This is a genomic window from Nocardia sp. GTS18, from assembly GCF_013839555.1.
In the GTDB taxonomy this organism is placed as follows: Bacteria; Actinomycetota; Actinomycetes; order Mycobacteriales; family Mycobacteriaceae; genus Nocardia; species Nocardia rosealba.
Genome location: NZ_JACBIU010000019.1, coordinates 60,726 through 80,817, shown reverse-complemented (window position 1 = coordinate 80,817; position 20,092 = coordinate 60,726). Strand labels below are relative to the sequence as shown.

24 protein-coding genes are annotated in these 20,092 nt (G+C 66.9%); 16 read left to right on the top strand and 8 right to left on the bottom strand.

The window, feature by feature from the left end; translation table 11 throughout:
• Positions 1–25: 25 nt before the first annotated feature.
• The 3 genes from HYG95_RS16640 to HYG95_RS16630 all read right to left on the bottom strand — a co-directional run bounded on the left by HYG95_RS16640 (position 26) and on the right by HYG95_RS16630 (position 1,907).
• Positions 26–196, bottom strand: a complete 171-nt coding sequence (locus HYG95_RS16640; RefSeq protein ID WP_181698846.1) for a DUF2613 domain-containing protein — start codon at positions 194–196, stop codon at positions 26–28.
• 67 nt (positions 197–263) lie between these two features.
• Positions 264–1,382 carry an isochorismate synthase MenF gene (locus HYG95_RS16635; protein ID WP_181698845.1) on the bottom strand — a complete coding sequence of 373 codons (1,119 nt, stop codon included), beginning with the start codon at positions 1,380–1,382 and terminating at the stop codon, positions 264–266.
• Positions 1,383–1,439: 57 nt separating this feature from the next.
• The gene (locus HYG95_RS16630; protein WP_181698844.1) at positions 1,440–1,907 is read right to left on the bottom strand and encodes a universal stress protein; all 468 of its coding nucleotides are present in this window, start codon (positions 1,905–1,907) and stop codon (positions 1,440–1,442) included.
• A gap of 105 nt (positions 1,908–2,012) precedes the next feature.
• Between HYG95_RS16630 and HYG95_RS16625 the strand changes: the two genes are divergently transcribed.
• The 3 genes from HYG95_RS16625 (at position 2,013) to HYG95_RS16615 (ending at position 5,079) form a co-directional block, all read left to right on the top strand.
• Complete coding sequence (locus HYG95_RS16625) at positions 2,013–3,182, top strand: glycoside hydrolase family 3 N-terminal domain-containing protein (RefSeq protein ID WP_181698843.1); 1,170 nt, start codon at positions 2,013–2,015, stop codon at positions 3,180–3,182.
• Between the two features lie 85 nt (positions 3,183–3,267).
• Positions 3,268–3,864: a TetR/AcrR family transcriptional regulator gene (locus HYG95_RS16620; RefSeq protein WP_067497168.1), complete on the top strand. Its 597-nt coding sequence runs from the start codon at positions 3,268–3,270 to the stop codon at positions 3,862–3,864.
• Positions 3,865–3,930: 66 nt separating this feature from the next.
• The gene (locus tag HYG95_RS16615; protein WP_181698842.1) at positions 3,931–5,079 is read left to right on the top strand and encodes a DUF5685 family protein; all 1,149 of its coding nucleotides are present in this window, start codon (positions 3,931–3,933) and stop codon (positions 5,077–5,079) included.
• Between the two features lie 7 nt (positions 5,080–5,086).
• On the opposite strand, the gene HYG95_RS16610 is transcribed toward HYG95_RS16615, so the two are convergent.
• A complete protein-coding gene (locus HYG95_RS16610; RefSeq protein WP_181698841.1) occupies positions 5,087–6,934 on the bottom strand; it encodes a VanW family protein in 1,848 nt (615 codons plus the stop codon).
• A gap of 306 nt (positions 6,935–7,240) precedes the next feature.
• Here HYG95_RS16610 and gnd point away from each other — a divergent pair, with 306 nt between their 5' ends.
• The 4 genes from gnd to HYG95_RS16590 all read left to right on the top strand — a co-directional run bounded on the left by gnd (position 7,241) and on the right by HYG95_RS16590 (position 10,527).
• Positions 7,241–8,266 (top strand): phosphogluconate dehydrogenase (NAD(+)-dependent, decarboxylating), encoded by a 1,026-nt coding sequence (gnd, locus tag HYG95_RS16605; protein WP_181698840.1) that lies wholly within the window; start codon positions 7,241–7,243, stop codon positions 8,264–8,266.
• A gap of 234 nt (positions 8,267–8,500) precedes the next feature.
• Positions 8,501–9,202, top strand: a complete 702-nt coding sequence (locus HYG95_RS16600; protein ID WP_181698839.1) for a hypothetical protein — start codon at positions 8,501–8,503, stop codon at positions 9,200–9,202.
• Positions 9,202–10,185: an alpha/beta hydrolase family protein gene (locus tag HYG95_RS16595; protein ID WP_181698838.1), complete on the top strand. Its 984-nt coding sequence runs from the start codon at positions 9,202–9,204 to the stop codon at positions 10,183–10,185. The genes HYG95_RS16600 and HYG95_RS16595 overlap by 1 nt, the downstream gene beginning before the upstream one ends.
• 123 nt (positions 10,186–10,308) lie before the next feature.
• Positions 10,309–10,527 carry a hypothetical protein gene (locus HYG95_RS16590; RefSeq protein ID WP_181698837.1) on the top strand — a complete coding sequence of 73 codons (219 nt, stop codon included), beginning with the start codon at positions 10,309–10,311 and terminating at the stop codon, positions 10,525–10,527.
• 67 nt (positions 10,528–10,594) lie between these two features.
• Here HYG95_RS16590 and HYG95_RS16585 read toward each other — a convergent pair whose 3' ends face one another.
• Positions 10,595–11,926 (bottom strand): acetyl-CoA C-acetyltransferase, encoded by a 1,332-nt coding sequence (locus HYG95_RS16585; protein WP_181698835.1) that lies wholly within the window; start codon positions 11,924–11,926, stop codon positions 10,595–10,597.
• A 101-nt stretch (positions 11,927–12,027) separates the two neighbouring features.
• Between HYG95_RS16585 and HYG95_RS16580 the strand changes: the two genes are divergently transcribed.
• From HYG95_RS16580 to HYG95_RS16565, 4 genes are all read left to right on the top strand, one after another.
• Entirely contained in the window at positions 12,028–13,383 is a 1,356-nt protein-coding gene (locus HYG95_RS16580) for a 3-oxoacyl-ACP reductase (RefSeq protein ID WP_181698833.1), read from the top strand.
• Complete coding sequence (locus HYG95_RS16575; protein WP_181698832.1) at positions 13,383–14,252, top strand: MaoC/PaaZ C-terminal domain-containing protein; 870 nt, start codon at positions 13,383–13,385, stop codon at positions 14,250–14,252. The genes HYG95_RS16580 and HYG95_RS16575 overlap by 1 nt, the downstream gene beginning before the upstream one ends.
• A 489-nt stretch (positions 14,253–14,741) precedes the next feature.
• A complete protein-coding gene (locus HYG95_RS16570; RefSeq protein ID WP_181698830.1) occupies positions 14,742–15,197 on the top strand; it encodes a hypothetical protein in 456 nt (151 codons plus the stop codon).
• Between the two features lie 111 nt (positions 15,198–15,308).
• Complete coding sequence (locus tag HYG95_RS16565; RefSeq protein WP_181698828.1) at positions 15,309–15,797, top strand: hypothetical protein; 489 nt, start codon at positions 15,309–15,311, stop codon at positions 15,795–15,797.
• A gap of 68 nt (positions 15,798–15,865) precedes the next feature.
• Here HYG95_RS16565 and HYG95_RS16560 read toward each other — a convergent pair whose 3' ends face one another.
• Positions 15,866–16,207, bottom strand: a complete 342-nt coding sequence (locus HYG95_RS16560; RefSeq protein WP_181698826.1) for a hypothetical protein — start codon at positions 16,205–16,207, stop codon at positions 15,866–15,868.
• Positions 16,208–16,391: 184 nt separating this feature from the next.
• Here HYG95_RS16560 and HYG95_RS16555 point away from each other — a divergent pair, with 184 nt between their 5' ends.
• Positions 16,392–16,547: a hypothetical protein gene (locus HYG95_RS16555; RefSeq protein WP_181698824.1), complete on the top strand. Its 156-nt coding sequence runs from the start codon at positions 16,392–16,394 to the stop codon at positions 16,545–16,547.
• Positions 16,548–17,090: 543 nt separating this feature from the next.
• Complete coding sequence (locus HYG95_RS16550) at positions 17,091–17,438, top strand: hypothetical protein (protein ID WP_181698823.1); 348 nt, start codon at positions 17,091–17,093, stop codon at positions 17,436–17,438.
• 51 nt (positions 17,439–17,489) lie between these two features.
• Here HYG95_RS16550 and HYG95_RS16545 read toward each other — a convergent pair whose 3' ends face one another.
• Both HYG95_RS16545 and HYG95_RS16540 read right to left on the bottom strand, forming a co-directional pair.
• Positions 17,490–17,657: a hypothetical protein gene (locus HYG95_RS16545; RefSeq protein ID WP_181698821.1), complete on the bottom strand. Its 168-nt coding sequence runs from the start codon at positions 17,655–17,657 to the stop codon at positions 17,490–17,492.
• Positions 17,658–17,837: 180 nt separating this feature from the next.
• On the bottom strand, positions 17,838–18,422 hold the full coding sequence (locus HYG95_RS16540; RefSeq protein WP_181698819.1) for a cysteine hydrolase family protein: 585 nt from the start codon (positions 18,420–18,422) through the stop codon (positions 17,838–17,840).
• 76 nt (positions 18,423–18,498) lie between these two features.
• On the opposite strand from HYG95_RS16540, the gene HYG95_RS16535 reads away from it, so the two are divergent.
• From HYG95_RS16535 to HYG95_RS16530, 3 genes are all read left to right on the top strand, one after another.
• Positions 18,499–19,479, top strand: a complete 981-nt coding sequence (locus tag HYG95_RS16535) for a helix-turn-helix domain-containing protein (protein WP_181698817.1) — start codon at positions 18,499–18,501, stop codon at positions 19,477–19,479.
• Between the two features lie 30 nt (positions 19,480–19,509).
• Positions 19,510–19,632: a hypothetical protein gene (locus HYG95_RS24895; protein WP_255495422.1), complete on the top strand. Its 123-nt coding sequence runs from the start codon at positions 19,510–19,512 to the stop codon at positions 19,630–19,632.
• Between the two features lie 118 nt (positions 19,633–19,750).
• Positions 19,751–20,089: a hypothetical protein gene (locus tag HYG95_RS16530; protein WP_181698815.1), complete on the top strand. Its 339-nt coding sequence runs from the start codon at positions 19,751–19,753 to the stop codon at positions 20,087–20,089.
• Positions 20,090–20,092: the final 3 nt, after the last annotated feature.

Genomic DNA, 20,092 nt, shown 5'->3' with positions numbered 1-20,092 from the left:
GGGGCGCGACGCACGGGCCTGCGCGTCAGCGGCTGCCGTATTCAGGAGCGTTGAGCAGCGAGGAGTCCTTGTCACCGCTGCGGTCGATCGAGGGAGCCGAGTTCTGCTGCACCGCTGCCGTGATGGCGAAGACGGCGATCGCGCTCAGCAGGGCGCCGCCGACCGCGCTGGCAACAGCCGGAACAGCAAACTTCATCGCGCACTCCAATACGTCGACGTCGGGGCCTGTCTGGTGGCCAACCTAGCAGGTGTGCGCCGGTAGGTCAGCGTTCGGGCAGTTCGCAACGCAGGGCGGCGAGCAGAGTGCGGAATTTGGCGGTGGTCTCGGCCAGTTCCTCGGCCGGATCGGAGTCGGCGACGATCCCGCCGCCCGCGCTCGCCCGCAGGACGCGCCGGTCGGCCGACAGTTCCCCGCCCCGGATGGCGACCACCCATTCACCGTCGCCGTGGCTGTCGCACCAACCCACGGCCCCGCCGTAGAAACCTCGCCGTTCGTCGGCGGTGACGGCGTCGAGCGCCGCGGCGAAGGGGGTGCCGTTCACGGCGGGCGTCGGATGCAGCAGCAGCGCCAGGTCGAGCGCGGTGGTCGACGGGTCACGCAACACCCCGCTGATGGGGGTGGCGAGGTGCCAGACCTGTTCGGTGCTCAGCAGTTCGGGCCCGTCAGGGATGTGCAGTTCAGCGCACACGGGCGCCAGCTGCTGCCGGATCCACTCGATGACGAATCCGTGCTCGTCGTTGTTCTTGCTGCTGGACAACAGCTTACGGGCCTGCGCCGCGTCGGCTTCGGCATCGGGCAGGCGCGGCAACGTGCCCGCGAGCGGATGCAGGCTCACGCGATCACTGTGGCGCGTGACCAGTACCTCGGGCGTGGCACCGAGCAGTGTCTCCGCCGCCCGGCCCGCCACCGACAGGTCGACCGCGTACACATTGGCCGTCGGATGCCTGGTCAGCAGATACCCCGCGAGCACTTCGGGATCGAGCGGCTCATCGGCTTCGACGACGACGCTGCGCGCGGCGACTACCTTGCGTAACTCGTCGGCCGGATCGGCCAGCCGTTCCACCAGCTTCCGAACACGCGCCACATGCTCTGCCGCACTGGGCGATCGGGCGACAACGCGCATCTGCGGCAACGGCGGCAGCGCGGCCGGACGCCATGGTCCGGTCGTGTGCAGGGCGGTCTCGGGCTGCCACAGCGCGGCGGGTTCACGGGGATCGAACGGCATCGCGCCGACGACCAACCCGGGCGACCCGTCGCGGGCCGATCCGCCGTCGCGCCACCCGCGCAGCGCCGCGACCGCCGCCGTGGGATCGGCGAAACTCGCGCGCACCCCCTCGGCGCGCAGCACCGCGTCCGGCCGGGCCAGCAGAAATCGGTTCATAGTGCTTCGACCATAACGCCGGCTACCCACCGCCGAACCGCGAGAGCGACGCAACTCTCAGTGCTCGGGCGGCACCAGGAACACCGGCCGGTGCCCGTGCTTGAGCACCGCCTCGGCCACACTGCTGTGCAGCAGTGCACGTAAGCCGGTAGTACCACGTGTACCTGCGACGATGATGTCCACATCGAGCTCGTCGGCACAGTCGACGATGGCGTTCCAGATGGTTGTCGTGCACTCCACGGTGCGCGCCTCGGCATCGATACCCGCCTGCTTGGCCAGCTGCACGCCCTCGGCATTGATCTTGCGGGCATCGGTGTAGGCGATGTCCTCGATCTCCTCGTCGGGCACCCATTCCGGTTGCATCACCCCGGCGAGCCCGGAGATGCGGGCGGCTTGGCGGACCATCGGTTCCCAGGCGGTGAGCAGAATGGCGCGTTCGGCGGAGAGGAACCGGCCCGCGTACTGCACGGCGCGCTTGGCATGTTCGGAACCGTCGTAGGCGATGAGCATCCGATCGCACGGCATGACGACCTCCTGCGCAGGGTCTTTCCCCCAGGTTACCCGGCCATTTGCCGCTTGAACCGAACCTGACGACGCCACCGGTTCCGGTCCGGGTCTACCGTGGAGTGCATGCGGAAATCGCCTGTGGTCGTGTTCGCAGTTGTCGCCGCCGTCGCCACCGCGTGTTCGGGAGGGTCGTCGACCGAGACGACCACCGCGGCGAGCAGCAGCGGCACGGCGCCGTCGTCGGAGGCCGGCGCCCCGGTCGCCACCACCGGAGCCCAAAAACCTTGCGGGGCCGACTATCTCGGTACCTTCTCGCAGCGCGAGAAGCTCGCCCAGCTGCTCACCGTCGGCATCACCGGCGCCGACGACGCCACGAATGTGGTGACCACCGAGCAGGTCGGCGGCATCTTCGTCGGTAGCTGGACCGATCCGGGCCTGCTCGATCGCGCCCAGCTCGACGCGGTGAAAGCCCTCGCCAAGGCGCCCCTGATGGTGACGATCGACGAGGAGGGCGGGCGTGTCTCGCGCGCGTCGGCCGTGATCGGTGAGGCGCCCTCGGCGCGGGTGGTCGCCCAGACCCAGACGCCCGAACAGCACTACCAGAACACGCTCACCCGCTCGAAGGCGTTGAAGGACCTCGGCATCACGGTCGATTTCGCGCCCGACACCGATGTGAGCGCCCAGCCCGACAACAGCGTCATCGGCGACCGCTCCTACAGCGACGACCCGCAGGTGGTCACCGAGTACGCCGACGCCTACATCCGTGCCTCCAACGAGGTGGGCCTCGGTTCGGTCATCAAGCATTTCCCCGGTCACGGCTCCGGTTCCGGCGATTCGCACACGGGTGCGGTGCGCACGCCGCCGTTCGACGAGCTGAAGACCAAGGACCTGGTGCCGTTCCGCAATCTGGTGAACTCCGGCGCCGCCGTGATGGTCGGCCACCTCGACGTGCCGGGCCTCACCGAACCCGACACCCCGGCCAGCATCAGCCCGGCCGTGATGTCGCTGCTGCGCCAGGGCACCGGCTACGGCGCCGCGCCGTTCAACGGCCCGATCTTCACCGACGATCTGGGTGGCATGGCCGCCATCACCGACCGCATGACGATCGCCGAAGCCGTCGAAGCCGCGCTTGTTGCCGGGGCCGACAATGCGCTCTGGATCACCACCGATGCGGTGCCGCAGGTACTCGACCGCTTGGAGCTGTCGGTGTCGAGTGGCAAACTGCCCGCTGATCGAGTCGATGCGTCGGTGCTGCGGATGGCCCGCTACAAGGGTGTCGCACTGGGCTGCTGAGCGGCGTGGCGACTGTGCGGCAAATGGGCACGGGTGGAACTTACCTTGCAGTAAGATGGAGTCTCACCCTGCGGTAGGAGAGTGGATGGCAGGCGGGACGAAGCGGCTTCCCCGGGCGGTTCGCGAGCAGCAGATGCTCGATGCCGCTGTCGAGGTATTCGCGCGCAAAGGCTTCCACGACACATCGATGGACGCGATCGCCGCCGAGGCGAAGATCTCCAAACCCATGCTCTACCTGTATTACGGCTCCAAGGACGAGCTTTTTCGCGCGTGCATCCAGCGCGAGGGACTTCGCCTGATCGAGGCCGTCGCGCCTGCGGGCAATCCCAAACTCAAGCCGCACGAGCAGGTGCGAACGGCGCTCGAGGGCTTCCTCGATTTCGTCGACCGCAACCGGCAGTCCTGGCAGGTTCTCTACCGGCAGGCAATCGGTCAGCAAGCATTCGCCGCCGAGATCGAGAACGCCCGCGAGCGCGTCATCGAACTCACCGCGAAGCTGCTGGAATCCAGTGCCAGGCACGCCGAGCCCGGCACCAATTTCGAGGTCGTCGCCGCCGCCGTGATCGGTGCGGGGGAGGCCATCGCCGACCGGGTCGCCGGTGGCCGGATCGAGGTGGCCGAGGCGGTCGACCTGCTCGACGATCTGGCCTGGCGCGGTCTGGCGGGTCGCAAACCCGAGTAGCGGTTGCCCCGGCCGTCGCGACCTGCGATCGTGCTTGTCTGGTAGTTCACGAACGACGGGGTGGCAGTGTTCGGAGTGTTGAAGCCGTGTGCGCACGGTGCGGCGAAGTGCGGCATCGATCCGGACCAGTGGCAGGCGCACATGTGCGGGCTGTGTCTCGGCCTGCGCGACGGTCACGGCCAGCTGGCCCGAGCGGCAACCAATACCGATGCGATCGTGCTCAGCGTGCTCACCGAGGCACAGGCAGGCACCGGTTCCCGGACGAACGCCGCCCCCTGTCCGTTGCGCGGCATGCGCCGGGCCTCGGTGGTCGCGGCCGACGCACCGGGTGTGCAGCTGGCGGCCACGGCGTCACTCCTGCTGGGCGCGGCCAAGATTCGCGATCACGTCGACGACGGTGACGCGGGAGCGTTCGCGCGCCGCCCGATGCGCAAGATCTCCGATTCGTGGGCGACCCGTGCACAACGCCAGGCCGACGCCATCGGCCTGGATGTGGCCCCGCTGCTGACCGCGATCGCCGCACAGCCTGGACTCGAAGCGCGTGCGGCGGAAGGGTGCCTCGAAGACCTCACCGGTCCCACCCAGCTGTGCGCGGCCACCCTGTTCGGTCATACCGCCACCCTGGCCGGCCGCCCGGAAAACGTTGCGGCCCTGCAGGAAATCGGCCGCCACGTCGGCCGCATCGCCCACCTCGCGGACGCGATCGAAGACCTCGAACGCGACCGCGCGCGTGGCCGCTTCAACCCGCTCGACGCGACCGGCACCGACATGCCGCGCGCCTACGAACTGGTCCGTGAGAGCGAGGCGAGCATCCGCCGGGCGGCGGTCGAGGCCGAACTCGACCAGGTGCCGACGGTGCGGTGGGCGCTACTCGATCCGCTCGCGGCGCTCCTGCGCAACCTGGGCCGCGGGCTCGGGCTCATCACCGGGCACACCTGTCGCGCCTCGGCGAATCACGAGCCCTACCGATTCCCTTCCGCGCCGGAGCAGAAGTCGTCCGGGCCCGGCCCGCTGAAGGCGATCGGCCAGATCTGCGGCGTCTACTGCACCGGTGCGGCGTGCTGCGTCGACCACAACAGTCCTTGCGACGGCAGGCGGAAGAAGGCCTGGCGCAAGAAATGCAAGGACTGCTGCGACGCGTGCGAGTGCTGCGGCAACTGCGGCGAGTGCGGCAAATGCTGCGGCGACGGTTGCTGCTGCGACTGCAACTGCTAGGAAAACCTCACTCGCACTTCACGATCGGGATGGGGTCGTACTTCACGGTCCGCGTGTGCCGCGAGATCTGTTGCCCCGTCTTGCGATCGGTGATCACCCGGGTGTCGGAGATGGTGAATCCGGGCGCGCCCTCGGAGGCGATGCAGTCCTTGCCCTTGGGCAGGGTGATCTCGGTCGGCTCCGTCGGCTTGGACTTCTCGCCCGTGATCGACTCCACATCAACGGTTTTCGTTCCCCACAGCCGCACCGTGATGTCGGACCCGGTGGCGACGGCCTGGATGAACACACCGTGTTCGGAGTTGTTGCGGAAGGCCAGGTCGATCGCGCCGTCGAACACCGTCGCCTCGCGCGCGGCGGGGTAGCGCGAGATGTAGTAGCTGTGCTCGGTGTGCCCGGCGTCTTCCATGCCGGCGAAGTAGGCGGCGTTGTACAGCGTGGTGGCGAACTGGCTGATGCCGCCGCCGACCGCCGTGCTCGGCCTGCCCTTGTCGATGATGCCGGACTCGACATACCCTTCCGCGGCGGTGCGCGGACCGGTGAAACCGTTGAGCGAGAACGTATCTCCGGGTTTCACGACGGCACCGTTCACCTTGGCGGCCACGGTACGGATGTTCACCCCGGAGGGTCCGCTGAACCCGCCGGTGGTGAATTCGCCGATGGTTTCGTTGATGCCGAGCTTCTCGGCGGCCTCGGTGGTGAGCTTCGGTTCGATGCGCTGATAGACCGCCTCGAACGCTCGCTCACCCGGCTGGGTGAGCAGCGCGGGCAGCTTCTCCAGCGTCTTCGCCCAGTCGATCTTTTCGCCGACCACGGCAGGTACCACCGTCGGCTTCCCGGCGCCGACGGTGAACGTGGCGTCCTTGGGTTCGATCTCGGTGGTCACCACCTGCGGGCCGAGCAGCCCGATCACGGCGTCGTTGTCGATCTGCGGGGCGAGCCCGCCCTTGCCGTCGGGTACGAAACTCAGCACGCTCGCGATCTGCTCGGGCGTCAGCGCCACCCGGGTGTCCTTGGCCGCCAACGTGATCGGCGAGGCGACAGCGGGCGTGGCGATATCGCGCAACGCCGCCTGCACCGCTTCGGTTCGCACCTCCACCGGCGCCGCGACGACGGGCAGGTCGAGCAGGCTCACCTCGGCCCAGCGCTCGGTGATGGTGCTGCGCGCACCGTCGATGTCGAGCACCCGGCCCGGGACCGGCGGCACCGCGACGGGTGCACCGTTCTCGAAGCGAACGGTGCCTTCCACGGTGGGGTTGTCGTGGGTGCGGAACGTGCTCAGCTGCTGATCGAGCGCCGCGTTGTCAACGGTGCTGGACACGGAGACCTCGCGCGTCCCGAACAGTGAGACCAATCGGCCGACCGGGTTCAGCGGCTGACCGCCGACGGCGTCCCAGGTGGCGTCCCAGTCGATGCCGAGACCGGCCGCCGAGGGCACCATGCTGGCCTGCACATCGCCGATGCGCACCGGCAGCGGTTGGTCGGCGCGCGGTCCGAGGACGCTGCGCAGCTTGGCGTCGGCCTCGCCCTGCTCCATCCCGCCGACCTCGACGCCGGCGATGACGATGCCGCGCGGCACCTCGCCCACGTTCAGCGCTAAGTCGGCCAGGTAGGCGGCGGTGCCGACCGCGAACACGGCACCGACGGCGATCCCGATCCGCTTGACCAGCTGCTGGTCGCCCGGCGGGGTCGGCTGGGGCGCCTGTGGGCGGTGGTCACGGGCGATGGTGCTGATGGGCTGGGTGGGCAGGGCGGTGGTGTCGGCATCGAAAGTGCGATTTGCTTCGAGCAGCTTGCGTAGTCCGACCTCGCCCCGCCCTCGGTCCGCCGGTCGTCCGGCGGTCGACTCGCTGGGCACGGAGGTCCTTCCGTTTCATGGGCCCCGTTGGGTTTACCGGGTGCTCGCCAAGGGTAACGGCCCGGCGCGCACTCGGCAGCCCGGCGAAGTGGGGCAGACAACAGGAAGGCCCCGTGTAGTTGCCGGGTCGGGGGTCTGGCAACTACACGGAGCCGATCTGTTTATCGGCGCCCTCACCGGGGCGTTACAGCCGATTTTCGGCTGATTTCGACCGGGCACACGATGCCGCCGGGCAGGTGGGCTCCGCCGCGCGCGACAATCAGGGGTGAGACTCGCCACCAGGGACCGGACAACGAGGGAGAACTGATGCAGTTGGGAATGATCGGCCTCGGCCGGATGGGCGCCAATATCGTGCGCCGCATCGTGCGTGACGGGCACAGCGCCGTCGGGCACGAGCGCCACCAGGGCCACATCGACGAGCTGGCCGCCGAGCTCGGCGACAGCTTCCGGGGCAGCACCGACCTGAAGGAATTCGTCGGGATGCTCGACGCGCCACGGGTGGTGTGGGTGATGATTCCCGCCGGTGCCACCGGCGCCGCGATCGACGAGCTCGCCGACCTGCTCGAGCCGGGCGACACCATCATCGACGGCGGCAACAGCCGCTACCACGAGGACATCAAGCGATCGAAGGCGCTGGCACCCAAGGGGATCCACTACCTCGATGTCGGTACCTCGGGCGGCGTCTTCGGTCTTGAGCGTGGCTTCTGCCTGATGATCGGCGGCGAGGACGAACAGGTGCGCGCGCTCGAGCCGCTGTTCAAGTCGATCGCGCCCGGCGTCGATGCCGCACCGCGCACCCCCGGCCGCACCGGTGAGCCGACCCCGTCCGAGCAGGGCTGGCTGCACTGCGGCCCCGCTGGCGCGGGCCATTTCGTGAAGATGGTGCACAACGGCATCGAGTACGGCGCGATGAGCGCCTACGCCGAGGGCCTCAACATCCTCAAGCACGCCGACATGGGCGCCGATCACGGCGGCGAGCACTCGGCCGAGGAGACCCCGCTCGAGCACCCGGAGTACTACCAGTACAAGCTCGACATCCCGGAGATCACCGAGGTGTGGCGGCGTGGCTCGGTGGTGGCCTCCTGGCTGCTCGACCTCACCGCGGGCGCGTTGTTCGCCGACCCCAACCTCGATTCCTTCAGCGGCCGGGTGTCCGATTCCGGCGAGGGTCGTTGGACCATCGACGCGGCCATCGACACCGCCGTCCCGGTTCCGGTGTTGTCGGCCGCGCTGTTCCAGCGCTTCTCCTCGCGCGGGGAGGCCGAATACGCCGACAAGATGCTCTCGGCCATGCGCAAGGCGTTCGGCGGCCACATCGAGCTGCCGAAGTAGTCGTCCGCACCCGGCCTCCCGTCACCACGGGAGGCCGGAGCGGGGCACAAACTTCCGGATATTACCTGGTCAAACCAGCCTTCAAGAGTAAAACAAGGATGTTCCACAAATAGTGGAACGTGTTCTTGTTTTCCAGGACAACTGTCCAATTCCACCGTTACCTTGTCGCCAGAGGGGGAGCACCACTCGATGAGGATTCGCCCCACCCGTCCAGGTGGGGCTTTGGAGGAAATCATGTTCCGGACTTCGCGCACCGCCGCGGGAATCGCCACGACCGCGCTGGTCGTCGCCTGCGTGGGCGTTGCCCTCGGCTCCGGCGTCGCCGCCGCCGACACCACCTGCTCGGTGCGTAGCCACGCCGAGAAGCGTGACGCGAGCACCGTCGGCGTCACCCACGTCTACGACAAGATCGCGAGCGCCGAGGAGATCGGCGTCGGCACCACGGTCACCTACAAGGTGGTCGTCGGGACCACCGGTATCGGCAATCCCTACGTCAACACCATCACCGACTTCCCGCCGAGCGGCTTCGGTGCCCCCGTCAAGACCACTGTCACCGCCTATCACGCCATCGGCGGCCAGGTCACCGAGGATGTGACGCCCGAACCGAACGCGGGCGGCTGGAAGGTCACCAGCACCGGCTGGTTCGTGAACTCGGGCAACCCCGTGACCCTCACCATCACCTACCCGGTCCCGTCCTCGTTGCAGCCCGGTCAGCAGGTGACCAGCGGTGGTGTCGGAGTCGCGGGCACGGTGGGCGTGAGCAACGAAATGCCCAACCTCACCGCGTGTTTCACCGCGCGGGGCGCCAATGCGGGCGAGACGGTGATCGGCAGTCTCGGCGAGAACGGCCTCGGGTCCTCCGACGGTCAGCTGAGCTCCACCGGTTCGGCCACCGACATCCTCTCCGACGTGCTGCGCAACCTGATCGGCAGCTGATGTTCGCCCGGCTGTGTTCGATCGTGGCAGCGATCTCGGCGTCGATCGTGCTCACGGTCGGCACCGCCGGGGCCGACGTCTCCCGCCTCGACAGCGTCGAGCGGCCCGGCCAGCGGCAGCAGACGCTGCACGTGTACTCCGCGTCGATGGACCAGGTGATCCCGCTGCGGGTCATCACACCCTTCGACACCAGCGAACCCCGCCCGACCCTGTATCTGCTGAACGGGGCGGGCGGGGGTGAGGACCTGGCGAACTGGTACGACCAGACCGACATCGTCGAGTTCTTCGCCGACAAGAACGTCAACGTCGTCACACCCGCCGCGGGCGCGTTCTCCTACTACACCGACTGGCAGCGCGACGATCCCAAGCTCGGCCGCAACAAATGGCAGACCTTCCTCACCGAGGAACTACCGCCTATCATCGACGCCACCCTCGGCACCACCGGGGTGAATGCCGTTGCGGGCCTGTCCATGTCGGCCACCGCTGCCCTGAACCTGGCCATCGCCGCGCCCGACCTCTACCGTGCCGTCGGTGCTTTCAGCGGCTGCGCCACGGTCGAAGATCCGATGAGTCGCGCGTTCATCGATCTGGTGCTGGCCCGAGCGGGTGCCGATCCGGTGAACATGTGGGGCCCGCCCGACCACCCCGACTGGCGCGCCAACGACGCCTACCTCCACGCGGATCGACTGCGCGGCAAGACAATCTACTTGTCCAGTGCCTCCGGGCTCCCCGGGCCGGCCGAAACCCTTCCGCCCGGCGCGACTCCCGGCAAAGCTCTCGGCCTGGCCAACCAGATCATGCTCGGCGGCGCCATCGAAGCGGCGGCAAACTTCTGCACTCAGCGGCTGGCCGCTCGCCTCACCGAGTTGAACATCCCCGCGCACACCGTCTTCCGGCCTGCGGGCGCGCACACCTGGCACTACTGGGAACAGGATCTGCACGCTTCCTGGCCGTTGCTCGCAGCCGCCATCGGCGCGGAATAGTCAGTTACACAATAAATTTCGGCGAGTCAAGCCCCCACAAGTTTCGGAAACGCTCTCGCTGAAACCCCCGATGTGACAGTTAGCTCTGCTCAGTTACCCGAGAGGTTCCCCATGCACCGTCGAATGATCCGAGTCCTCGTCACCACCGCTGCCGTCGCGGGCATCGCCGCGGGCGCCACCTCCCCGGCCCTCGCCGCCCCCGCGCAGCCTGCGGTCATCGCCGAGTCCGGCTCCGCGGGCACCGGTTCCGCCCTCATCGACTTCCCCCTCGGCATCATGAAGCTCATCATCTGCGGTCCCTGGGGCGCTGCCGAGCCGCACCCGAACCCGATGTGCCGCTGACAAAGGCCCGAAAACAACTGCGGCGGCCCCGGATTCCGGGTGCCGCCGCAGCTGTTTCAGCGTGTGACTACCGCTCGATGATCGCGACGACGCCCTGGCCGCCCGCGGCGCAGATGGAGACCAGCGCGCGGCCGGAACCCTTCTCCGCCAGCATCTTCGCCGTCGAGGCGACGATGCGGCCGCCGGTCGCGGCGAACGGGTGGCCCGCGGCGAGCGAGGAACCGTTCACGTTGAGCTTGCTGCGGTCGATCGAGCCGAGCGCGCCGTCGAGACCCAGGCGCTCCTTGCAGTAGGCGTCGGACTCCCACGCGGCGAGCGTGCACAGCACCACCGAGGCGAAGGCCTCGTGGATCTCGTAGTAGTCGAAGTCCTGCAGGGTAAGGCCGTTGCGGGCCAGCAGACGCGGCACCGCGTAGGTGGGCGCCATCAGCAGGCCGTCGGGACCGTGGATGTAGTCCACCGAGGCCACCTCGGAGTCCACCAGGTGCGCGAGCACCGGCAGCTTGCGCTCGGCGGCCCACTCGTCACTGGACAGCAGCACCGCCGACGCGCCGTCGGTGAGCGGCGTGGAGTTGCCCGCGGTCATGGTGGCGTCGCCCAGCTTGGTGCCGAACACCGGCTTCAGCGTGGCCAACTTCTCGACGGTCGAACCGGGACGCAGGTTGTCGTCGCGGGTCAGGCCGAGGAACGGGGTGATGAGGTCGTCGAAGAAGCCACGGTCGTAGGCGGCGGCCATGTTCTTGTGCGAGAGGTAGGCCAGCTCGTCCTGCGCCTCGCGGGAGACGCCGAATTCCTTGGCGGTGATGGCGGCGTGCTCACCCATCGACAGCCCGGTGCGCGGCTCGGCGTTGCGCGGGATCTCGATACCCAGCATCGAGGGCCGCAGCTGCCCGACCAGCTTGAGCCGGTCCTTGTTGGTCTTGGCGCGGTTGGCGTCGAGCATCCACTCGCGCATGTCCTCGCTCACGCCGATCGGCGCGTCGGAGGTGGTGTCGGTACCGCCGCCGATGCCCGCTTCGATGCGGCCCATCGCGATCGCGTCGCCGACGGTCGCCACGGCCTGCAGGCCGGTGCCACAGGCGAGCTGCAGGTCGTGTGCGGGGGTGTAGGGCGAGAGCTTGGAGCCGAGCACGCTCTCGCGGATCAGGCTGTGCTCGCCCACGCGCTTGAGCACGGCACCGCCGACGACCATGCCGAGGCGTTCGCCCTGCAGGCCGAAGCGGCTGACCAGCCCGTCGAGGGTGGCGGTGAACATGTCCTGGTTGGACGCGTGCGCGTAGGCCTTGTCGGAGCGCGCGAACGGAATTCGGTTACCGCCAACGATCGCGACCGGGCGCTGCGTCTTCGCGGTTTTGGCGGTACTTGCCTTGGCCGCCGTCGAGCGGGCTTTGCTTGTCACTCGAGTTCTCCATGGTCTCGTCGGGTGATCGGTTGTCATCCAACTTACTCTGGAGTAAGTTCGTTGTCGACACCGTACCCGCGAATGTGAAGGTAGGAACAGTGGCAGCCAAGAGCAAGGGCGCACCCAACCTCTACGGATCCTTCATCCACTCCGCCCCCGGCGCGTTCCTCGCGAGCAAGCTGGGCCTGCCCCAGCCCGCGGAGCTGCGCCGCTACAAGGCAGGCGAGCCCGCGCTTCCGGGCCCGGTGCTGCTCGGCGGCAAGGGTCGCCTCGCCGAGCCGATCCGTGCCCTGCTCACCGATTACACCATCGCCGACTCGCTCGAGTCCGGAACCAAGTACGGCGCGCTGGTCTTCGATGCCACCGGCATCGACTCCATCGAGAAGCTGTCGCAGCTGTTCGAGTTCTTCCAGCCCGCCATGCGCAGCCTCGCCCCGTCGGGCCGCGTCGTGGTGCTCGGCAGCACGCCGGAGCTGGTCGGCTCGGTCGACGAGCAGATCGCCCAGCGCGCGCTCGAGGGCTTCACCCGGTCCGTGGCCAAGGAACTGCTGCGCGGCGCCACCGCCCAGCTCGTCTACGTACACCCCGAAGCCGGCTCCTCGGCCACGGGTGTCGAGTCGACCCTGCGCTTCCTGCTCTCGGCCAAGTCGGCGTTCGTCGACGGTCAGGTCATCCGCGTCGGCAAGGCCGACTCCGTGGCCCCCGCCAGCTGGGACAAGCCCCTCGCAGGCAAGGTCGCCGTGGTCACCGGTGCCGCGCGCGGTATCGGCGCAACCATCGCCGAGGTGTTCGCCCGTGACGGTGCCACCGTGATCGTCGCCGACATCCCCGCCGCCGGTGAGGCGCTGTCGGAGACCGCCAACAAGGTGGGTGCCACCGCCCTGGCGCTCGACGTCACCGCGCCCGACGCCGCCGAGCGCCTCGCCGAGTTCGCCACCGAGCGTTTCGGCGGCATCGACATCGTCGTCCACAACGCCGGCATCACCCGCGACAAGCTGCTCGCCAACATGGACGAGGGTCGCTGGAGCTCGGTCATCAACGTCAATCTCGCCGCCCCGCACCGCATCACCTCCGGCCTCGTCGCCAAGGGTGTGCTCAAGGAAGGCGGCCGCGTGATCGACGTGTCCTCCATCGCGGGCATCGCGGGCAACCGCGGCCAGACCAACTACGGTGCGTCCAAGGCGGGCGTCATCGGCATGGTCGATGCCGAGGCGCCGCTGCTGTCGGAGAAGGGCATCACCATCAACGCGGTGGCCCCCGGCTTCATCGAAACCGCCATGACCGCCGCCATCCCCGTCGGCACCCGCGAGGCGGGCCGCCTGATGAGCTCGCTGCTGCAGGGCGGCCAGACCGTCGACGTCGCCGAGACCATAGCCTTCTTCGCCAGCCCGGCGTCGAACGCGGTGAGCGGCAACGTGGTTCGCGTCTGCGGGCAGAGCCTGATCGGCGCCTGATGACCCAGACCATCACGCTCACCGAGATCCCGAGCAACGGCGCGCTGTACGCGAAGGCGGCTCTCGGCGCCGTCCCGCTGCCCGCGCCGCTCTCGGGCCGCAAGCCCGCACTGCCCGACCGCCGGGTCGCCATCGAGGGTGTGCGGGTGGACCCCGACCACCTCGCCGCCTACTGCCACGCCACCGGCCTGCGCTTCGGCGACACCCTGCCGCTCACCTACCCGTTCGTCCTGGCTTTTCCGCTGATGATGGAACTGCTCGTGGCACGGGACTTCCCGTTCACCGCGGTGGGTTCTGTGCACTTCTCGAACGTCATCGAACGCACCCGGGAGATCTCGGCGGCCGAGCCGTTGGACTTCACCGTGCACACCGAGAACCTGCGCGAGCACCCGAAAGGCCTGCTGGTAGACGCGGTTACGGAGATCCGCGTCGGCCGCGAACTGGTGTGGCGTCAGGTGGCGACCATGCTGCACCAGCAGCGCACCTCGCTGTCCGGCGGTCCGAAGTCCGCACCCCCGCCGGAGGAGGTACCCCCGCCGCCGCTGCGCGTGCAGCGTGTCGATCAGAAGATCATCAACCGCTACGCCGCCGCTTCGGGCGACCGCAACCCGATCCACGTCTCCGGAATCGGCGCCAAGGCAATGGGTTTCCCCACCACCATCGCCCACGGCATGTGGTCGGCGGCCACCATCCTCGGCACCATCGAGGGCCGGGTGCCCGAAAAGGCCACGTACACGGTCAAATTCGGTAAGCCGATTCTCCTGCCCTCCTCGGTGAACATCTACGCAGAGAAGGCCGACACCGGCTGGGATCTGTCGATGCTGCACCCCAAGAAGGGTTTCCCCCACCTCACCGCCACCGTGCGCTGAGTTCTTCATTGCCGGAAGGCCGCGTATCCCATTCGGGATATGCGGCCTTTTCCGTTGCGCACGTGGTTATATGACGGGCAACCAGTAGCTATACAGTGTCAATCAAACCGGTTGCGCGACAATCGTTCTGGCTGATCGTTCTGTTACCGGCCCTGCGTGTGACATCAATCATGGTGTACGCCAGGTATTAGCTGGGTAACAAGATGAGTTCGGCGCCGTGACGAAAGATCGCGAGCGCGTGGTGCTTCGGGCCGAATCCGCCTCGGAGCCGCAACCGACCGCTTGTACTGCAGTGTTCAACTTTTCCAGCTGGCATCGAGTTCTGGATTCCGAACGATCGTTCTGAAACCCTCGCACCGCTCTCCGGTCACCTCTTCCTTGGCGGCAAATGTTCAGCATTACCCTGGCAAGTGCCCCGAAAACAAGTGTCTGCGGAACTGTCCGCCCCCCGTGTTAGAAACTTTCCAGTCGGCAACGCAGTCGGCAATCATGCTTAATACCAAGGGGTTCCACTTCATGAAGAAGATCCGCACGCTCGGTTTCGGCATCGCCCTCGCGGCCGGTATCGCCATGTTCGGCACCGGCGTGGCCTCCGCCGCCGAAGAGCCCGCAACCGGCTCCTCCGAAAGCCTGGCCGCCATCGTCGAGGCCCTGTCGTCCGGTTCGGCTGCTGCGGAGGACCCGACCGATCCGGCCGACATCGCCGAGGAGCCGGCGGAGACCCCGGACACCGGTTCGGCTGACAGCCTGGCCACCATCCTCGAGGCCCTGTCCTCGGGTTCGGCCGGCGCGGAAGAGCCGACCGATCCGGCCGACATCGCCGAGGAGCCGGCGGAGACTCCGGACACCGGTTCTGCTGACAGCCTGGCCACCATCCTCGAGGCCCTGTCCTCGGGCTCGGCCGGTGCCGAAGAGCCGACCGACCCGGGCACCACCACCCCCTGATTCATCAGCACGTAGAAAACAAATGCCCCGTCCCCCGACGGGGCATTTGCCATACCGGCACAGCATCGGCCGCTGCGTCAGCCGACTGCTCGATCCCGCAGGAGATGCTCGATGCCAGGAATGCCACTCGACCGCCTATCTCCCCATCCGCCGCCAGCGACCCGATGCGGGCCGACCGAGCGGCATGGCAATATCGAAGGGAGCCCGGAGATCGTGGGCAATGAAGCCACTCGAATCGGACCCAAACAGATGGGTTTCGTCCTCGGGTGTATTTTTGCTCAAGCTATAGACGATCGTGAGTTGAGCCAATGGGCACTCAATGTAGTCATGGCGAACGAGGTCGAGGACCTTCCTGAGTACATTTATGATCTCCTCAACTTTCAAGGTAACGCTGGTGCGGCTCTCGAGGTGGTCGGCATGTTCAATAGCACCGGGCCAGGCGAGGCGGTGTCAGATGCTCTGACCGGAATTGCCTACGCTCGCGGCGTGGAAGTTTACGATCCTTCGATAACCAGGAGTCAGGCTGCGGTGGCGCTGCGTAAACGGCCGGATATCCTCGACAAGTTCAAGAAGGTGTTTCCATTCATTTCGATGCACTAATGCAACTTCTGTAAGCGATGGGCAGGGGGTGTCGACGTCCGCCAGGAGGGGCGAAACCTGTGCTACGTCTACATATATGGAGGGATCATCGCGCTGAAGACTTCTTCCACAGCACCGCTCTGCTGATATCCCAAACATATGGACTGACATATACGGATGCCTGCAATCGTCTCGTTGACCGGTTTGTTGGTATGCGGATCGTCGGTGATCATGCAGTACATCAACTGACAGAAGACGAGTGGGCACGCGATATAATTTTCGGCCACCGCTTCGAAGTCGACAGTGCCCGTCCGATGCTGCCAGCGCCGAGCAGAATGCGAATCGTGCTTAATTCGTTGTGGCCGTGGCAGTGCTACTGCTGGCTCCAGCGATGGTGGCGCATCACCAGAATGCTGATGCGTGCGGGACATTTCCCGCTTATGTGGCCCAGACGCTTATGGCGCAAGCTACGCGATCCGTCGCACAGCTCAGATCTCGTAGAGCAGACGAAACGGGGCGAATGGTAGGCATCGGCTCACCACCTCGCAGCAGTAGCGAGTAGTGCTTGGCTGCAAGATAATTCGGCCCCGATGCCTTGCATATATCGTCGGGTCGGTGGAGGGCTTAGCCCTAGCGTCGCTGCTCGAGCTGCTGAGCAGCAGTACGAGTGAGGCCGAGACCGTCGCGAGGGAGCTGGAGGCCGGTTCGTCGGAAGGGCTGCACCTGGTCGCGCTGCTCGAGCAGCTCCGCAGCGGCTCGGGCGAGTCCTGAAAATTGGGCGCAGGGTAACCGGCACGCACAGGGCGCTCGTTGAACATTCGACGGCGCCCTGCCTTGTTTCGTTGTCGGCCATCATCGAACCGGGTTGCGGCCCGCGGCCAATGGCCTCAGATTGGTTCGTGGACGGAACAGGTTGATGTCAATCGATTTCGCTCACGCCACCGTTACGCAGTAATGATGTGACATCTATCATGGTGTGAATCAGGGGTAGCTGGGCATTCACAGGAGTTGCGCACCTTCCGGTGGAGCCCGAGAAAGCCCTTTCGCTCCCGGGTGGAACCGCATACACCGGTGTTCATCGATTGTTCAGCAGGTTCGGTGCGGATCCCCGCCAGCTCCACTGGTTCGACGGCGGGGATGCGATGCATCGATGTGAAAAACTCGTGCTAGCGGTACGGAAAAGGCTACTCCCTGGCTAACGCGCAACCGCTGATCTGAATTTCTGGGGGTTCGCAGCTGTCGGTGCACCGTGTTAGAAACTTTGAGGCTGGCGATGACGTCGGCAAAATTCTTTTCTCACAAGGGGTTCACTTCATGAAGCAGTTCCGCAAGGTTGGGTTCGGACTCATTGTTGCGGCCGGTCTGGTGATGTTCGGTTCGGGTGTGGCCACCGCACAGGACGCCAACACCCCGCCGGCCGACACCGAGGCGCCGACCACCGGTTCCGCCGAGAACCTTGCGAACTTCCTCGAGGCGCTGGTTGCCGGTTCGAGTGCGCCCGACCAGCCGGACACCGAGACCGACGCCGCCGCGATCGCCGAGGAGGAGACCGGCTCGGCCGACCAGTCCGCCGCGGGCTGGGCGAAGATCTTCGAGCAGCTTGCCAGCGGCTCGGGCGACGCGACCACCCCGAGCGCCGATGCCGGTGGCGACGCCGGCTGATAAATCGGGAGAAAGCCGCACACATCGAAAGGTGTGCGGCTTTTGCTTTTTTCAGTTGTTCAGCAATTCCCGAACGGACGGAACGATCACCCCGTACAGGTCGGAAATCGTCGCCAGCGCGCTCGCGTGCATCTCGTCGGCGGTGGCGCACGCGCCGGCGATCACGGTGGGCAGGTGGTCGAGCAGGAACGCTATGGCGGTGACGCACATGTAGGTCATGAACCCCGGCGACCACCAGCGATCCCTTGCCCGCGGCGGTGATTCGGTCGGCGAGTTCGGTGCCGTGGAAGGCGTCGGGTGCCTTTTCGGCGACACCGTTTCGTCGGCGGTGGGCGCGACGGCTGGGTGGATCCGGCCGATCTCGGTGGCCAGGTCGTCCTGGAAGCTGGGGTCCGCTGGTTATCCGGCGGTGAGGTCGGCCGGGGTCGGGACTACCACTCCGTAGATGTCGCCGATGGTGGCGAGGGCGGCGGCGTGGAGTTGAGAGGCGGTGACTTCGGCGAGGGGGCGGGTGGCGCAGGCGTTGGCTACGACGGTGGGTTTGTTGCCGCGGAGGAAGGCGCCTTCGGCGGTGAAGGTGACGCACATGTGGGTCATGAAGCCGGCGATGACGACGGATTCGTTGCCCGCGGCGTCGACCAGGTCGCCGAGTTCGGTGTCGACGAAGGAGTTGGGGAAGGACTTCACCACGACGGCTTCGTCGGCGGTGGGGGCGAGCTTGGGGTGGATCTGACCGATATCGGTGGTGATGTCGTAGGGGCTGCCCTCGCCGCTGTTGTGCATCACGTGGATGACGGTGGCGCCTGCTTGCCGGGCCTGCTCGAGCAGGTCGGCGGCGGCGTCGATCGCCTGCTCCCAGCCGGTCAGTTCCATGACACCGCGGGTGTAGGTGTTCTGGTAGTCGACCAGGATCAGGGTCGAGGTGGCGAGGGCGGCGGGGGTTTCGTCGAGGCCGCTGAGCTGGCGCAGGGTTGTGGAGGTCATGGGTTCCACGCTATGGCCGCGCGGAGATGTCTGCAATGTCATGTAACCTGCAGATTCGGACATGGGCAGGAGGTGGATGGTGGGACGACTCATTGTGGTGGTGCTGTTCGAGGGGGTCGACCTGCTGGACGTGACGGGGCCGCCCGAGGTGTTCTCGCTGTTGCAGCGGGAGATGGACGAGCCGACCGGCTACGAAGTGGTGCTGGCCGCCGAGACGCTGGATCCCGTCACGACCTCGGCGGGTGTCCGGGTGCTGCCCGACGTGACGTTCGACGGGTTGACCGGGCGGCGGATCGACACGATCGTCGTGCCGGGCGCGGTCGAGACCGATGAGCGGCGACAAGTCCGCGCAGTGGTGGAACCTGTTGTGGTCGAGGCAGTTTCGATGATGGCCGCCGGTGCCCGCCGGGTGGCTTCGGTGTGTGTGGGGGCGCATGTGCTCGCGGCGGCGGGGTTGCTCGACGGTAAGCGTGCCACCACGCACTGGTCGACCGCGCACCAACTCGCCGCAGAGCATCCGGCGGTGCGGGTAGACGCAGATCCGATCTATATCCGCGACGACAATGTGTGGACCGGTGCGGGGCTCACCGCCTGTCTCGACCTCACGCTGGCCCTGGTCGCCGACGATTTCGGTGAGGAACTCGCGCTGCGCGTCGCCCGCCAGCTGGTGATGTTCCTGAAGCGGCCGAGCGGGCAGAGTCAGTTCAGTGTTTCGCTCGAGCCGGTCTCCACCACCCGCCGCATCGACGAGCTGCGGCACTACATCGCGGGCAATATCGCGCGACCACTCACGGTGACCGAGTTGGCCGAACAAGCGCATGTGAGTGAACGCCAGCTCACGCGGATTTTCCGGACCGAGCTCGGGATGACGCCTGCCGCCTATATCGAGGCGGCGCGAGTGGAGGTCGCGCGGCAACGGCTCGAGACGAGCGACGAAACGCTGCAGCGCATCGCGGCCACCTGTGGATTCAATACCGTCGATACGTTGGCGCGCGCTTTCCGTCGAAGGCTCGACACCACCCCCGCGGAGTACCGGAATCGGTTCCGCATCGTGTGATCACTAAGCTGTCGACTTTACGGTGAATTGATGAGTAACAAGGGGTTTCGGGTGTTCGGTATCGCGGAAGAATGGCCGACGTGGCCGGTTACGACAATGCTGTGGGCGATGACGGGTCTGATACGCCTGCTGACCAGCGGTTCGGGCGCCTGAGCAAACCCTCGGCTGCTGTCTTGCCCCCCTTTCAGACGTCTGCCGAGCGGTCTGCCGTGGTGTTAGACATCTTGTGCGGCGGAAATTCGCCGCAAATCTGAAAGATGAGGGGTTCACAATGGCAAAGATTCGTGCATTCGGTGTGGCGATGGTCGCGGCGGCGAGCATGTCGATGATGGGCATGGGGGTCGCGGCCGCCGAAGAACCGGCCACCGGGTCGTCGGAACTGCTGAGCGGGCTCACCTCGGGCACCGCGGAGACCGAGCCGGTCGCGGAGGAGCCCACCGGCTCGCTCGAGGGCCTGGACCTGGCGGCTCTGCTCGCGCTGCTGAGCAGTGGTTCGGGCGAGGCCGAGACCGTGGCGGAGGAGCCCGCCACCGGTTCTGCCGAAGGGCTGGATCTGGCCGCGCTGCTCGCGCTGCTGAGCAGTGGCACCGCCGAGACGCCTGCCGAGTAACAA

Coding starts and splice junctions, on each gene's coding strand:
- HYG95_RS16620 (WP_067497168.1), top strand. CDS start 3,268: ATGGCAGGCGGGACGAAGCGGCTTCCCCGGGCGGTTCGCGAGCAGCAG.
- HYG95_RS16630 (WP_181698844.1), bottom strand. CDS start 1,907: ATGCCGTGCGATCGGATGCTCATCGCCTACGACGGTTCCGAACATGCC.
- gnd (WP_181698840.1), top strand. CDS start 7,241: ATGCAGTTGGGAATGATCGGCCTCGGCCGGATGGGCGCCAATATCGTG.
- HYG95_RS16545 (WP_181698821.1), bottom strand. CDS start 17,657: ATGACCTACATGTGCGTCACCGCCATAGCGTTCCTGCTCGACCACCTG.
- HYG95_RS16565 (WP_181698828.1), top strand. CDS start 15,309: ATGCCAGGAATGCCACTCGACCGCCTATCTCCCCATCCGCCGCCAGCG.
- HYG95_RS16530 (WP_181698815.1), top strand. CDS start 19,751: ATGGCAAAGATTCGTGCATTCGGTGTGGCGATGGTCGCGGCGGCGAGC.
- HYG95_RS16640 (WP_181698846.1), bottom strand. CDS start 196: ATGAAGTTTGCTGTTCCGGCTGTTGCCAGCGCGGTCGGCGGCGCCCTG.
- HYG95_RS16540 (WP_181698819.1), bottom strand. CDS start 18,422: ATGACCTCCACAACCCTGCGCCAGCTCAGCGGCCTCGACGAAACCCCC.
- HYG95_RS16550 (WP_181698823.1), top strand. CDS start 17,091: ATGAAGCAGTTCCGCAAGGTTGGGTTCGGACTCATTGTTGCGGCCGGT.
- HYG95_RS16570 (WP_181698830.1), top strand. CDS start 14,742: ATGCTTAATACCAAGGGGTTCCACTTCATGAAGAAGATCCGCACGCTC.
- HYG95_RS24895 (WP_255495422.1), top strand. CDS start 19,510: ATGAGTAACAAGGGGTTTCGGGTGTTCGGTATCGCGGAAGAATGGCCG.
- HYG95_RS16535 (WP_181698817.1), top strand. CDS start 18,499: ATGGTGGGACGACTCATTGTGGTGGTGCTGTTCGAGGGGGTCGACCTG.
- HYG95_RS16635 (WP_181698845.1), bottom strand. CDS start 1,382: ATGAACCGATTTCTGCTGGCCCGGCCGGACGCGGTGCTGCGCGCCGAG.
- HYG95_RS16625 (WP_181698843.1), top strand. CDS start 2,013: ATGCGGAAATCGCCTGTGGTCGTGTTCGCAGTTGTCGCCGCCGTCGCC.
- HYG95_RS16575 (WP_181698832.1), top strand. CDS start 13,383: ATGACCCAGACCATCACGCTCACCGAGATCCCGAGCAACGGCGCGCTG.
- HYG95_RS16560 (WP_181698826.1), bottom strand. CDS start 16,207: ATGTCCCGCACGCATCAGCATTCTGGTGATGCGCCACCATCGCTGGAG.
- HYG95_RS16595 (WP_181698838.1), top strand. CDS start 9,202: ATGTTCGCCCGGCTGTGTTCGATCGTGGCAGCGATCTCGGCGTCGATC.
- HYG95_RS16600 (WP_181698839.1), top strand. CDS start 8,501: ATGTTCCGGACTTCGCGCACCGCCGCGGGAATCGCCACGACCGCGCTG.
- HYG95_RS16590 (WP_181698837.1), top strand. CDS start 10,309: ATGATCCGAGTCCTCGTCACCACCGCTGCCGTCGCGGGCATCGCCGCG.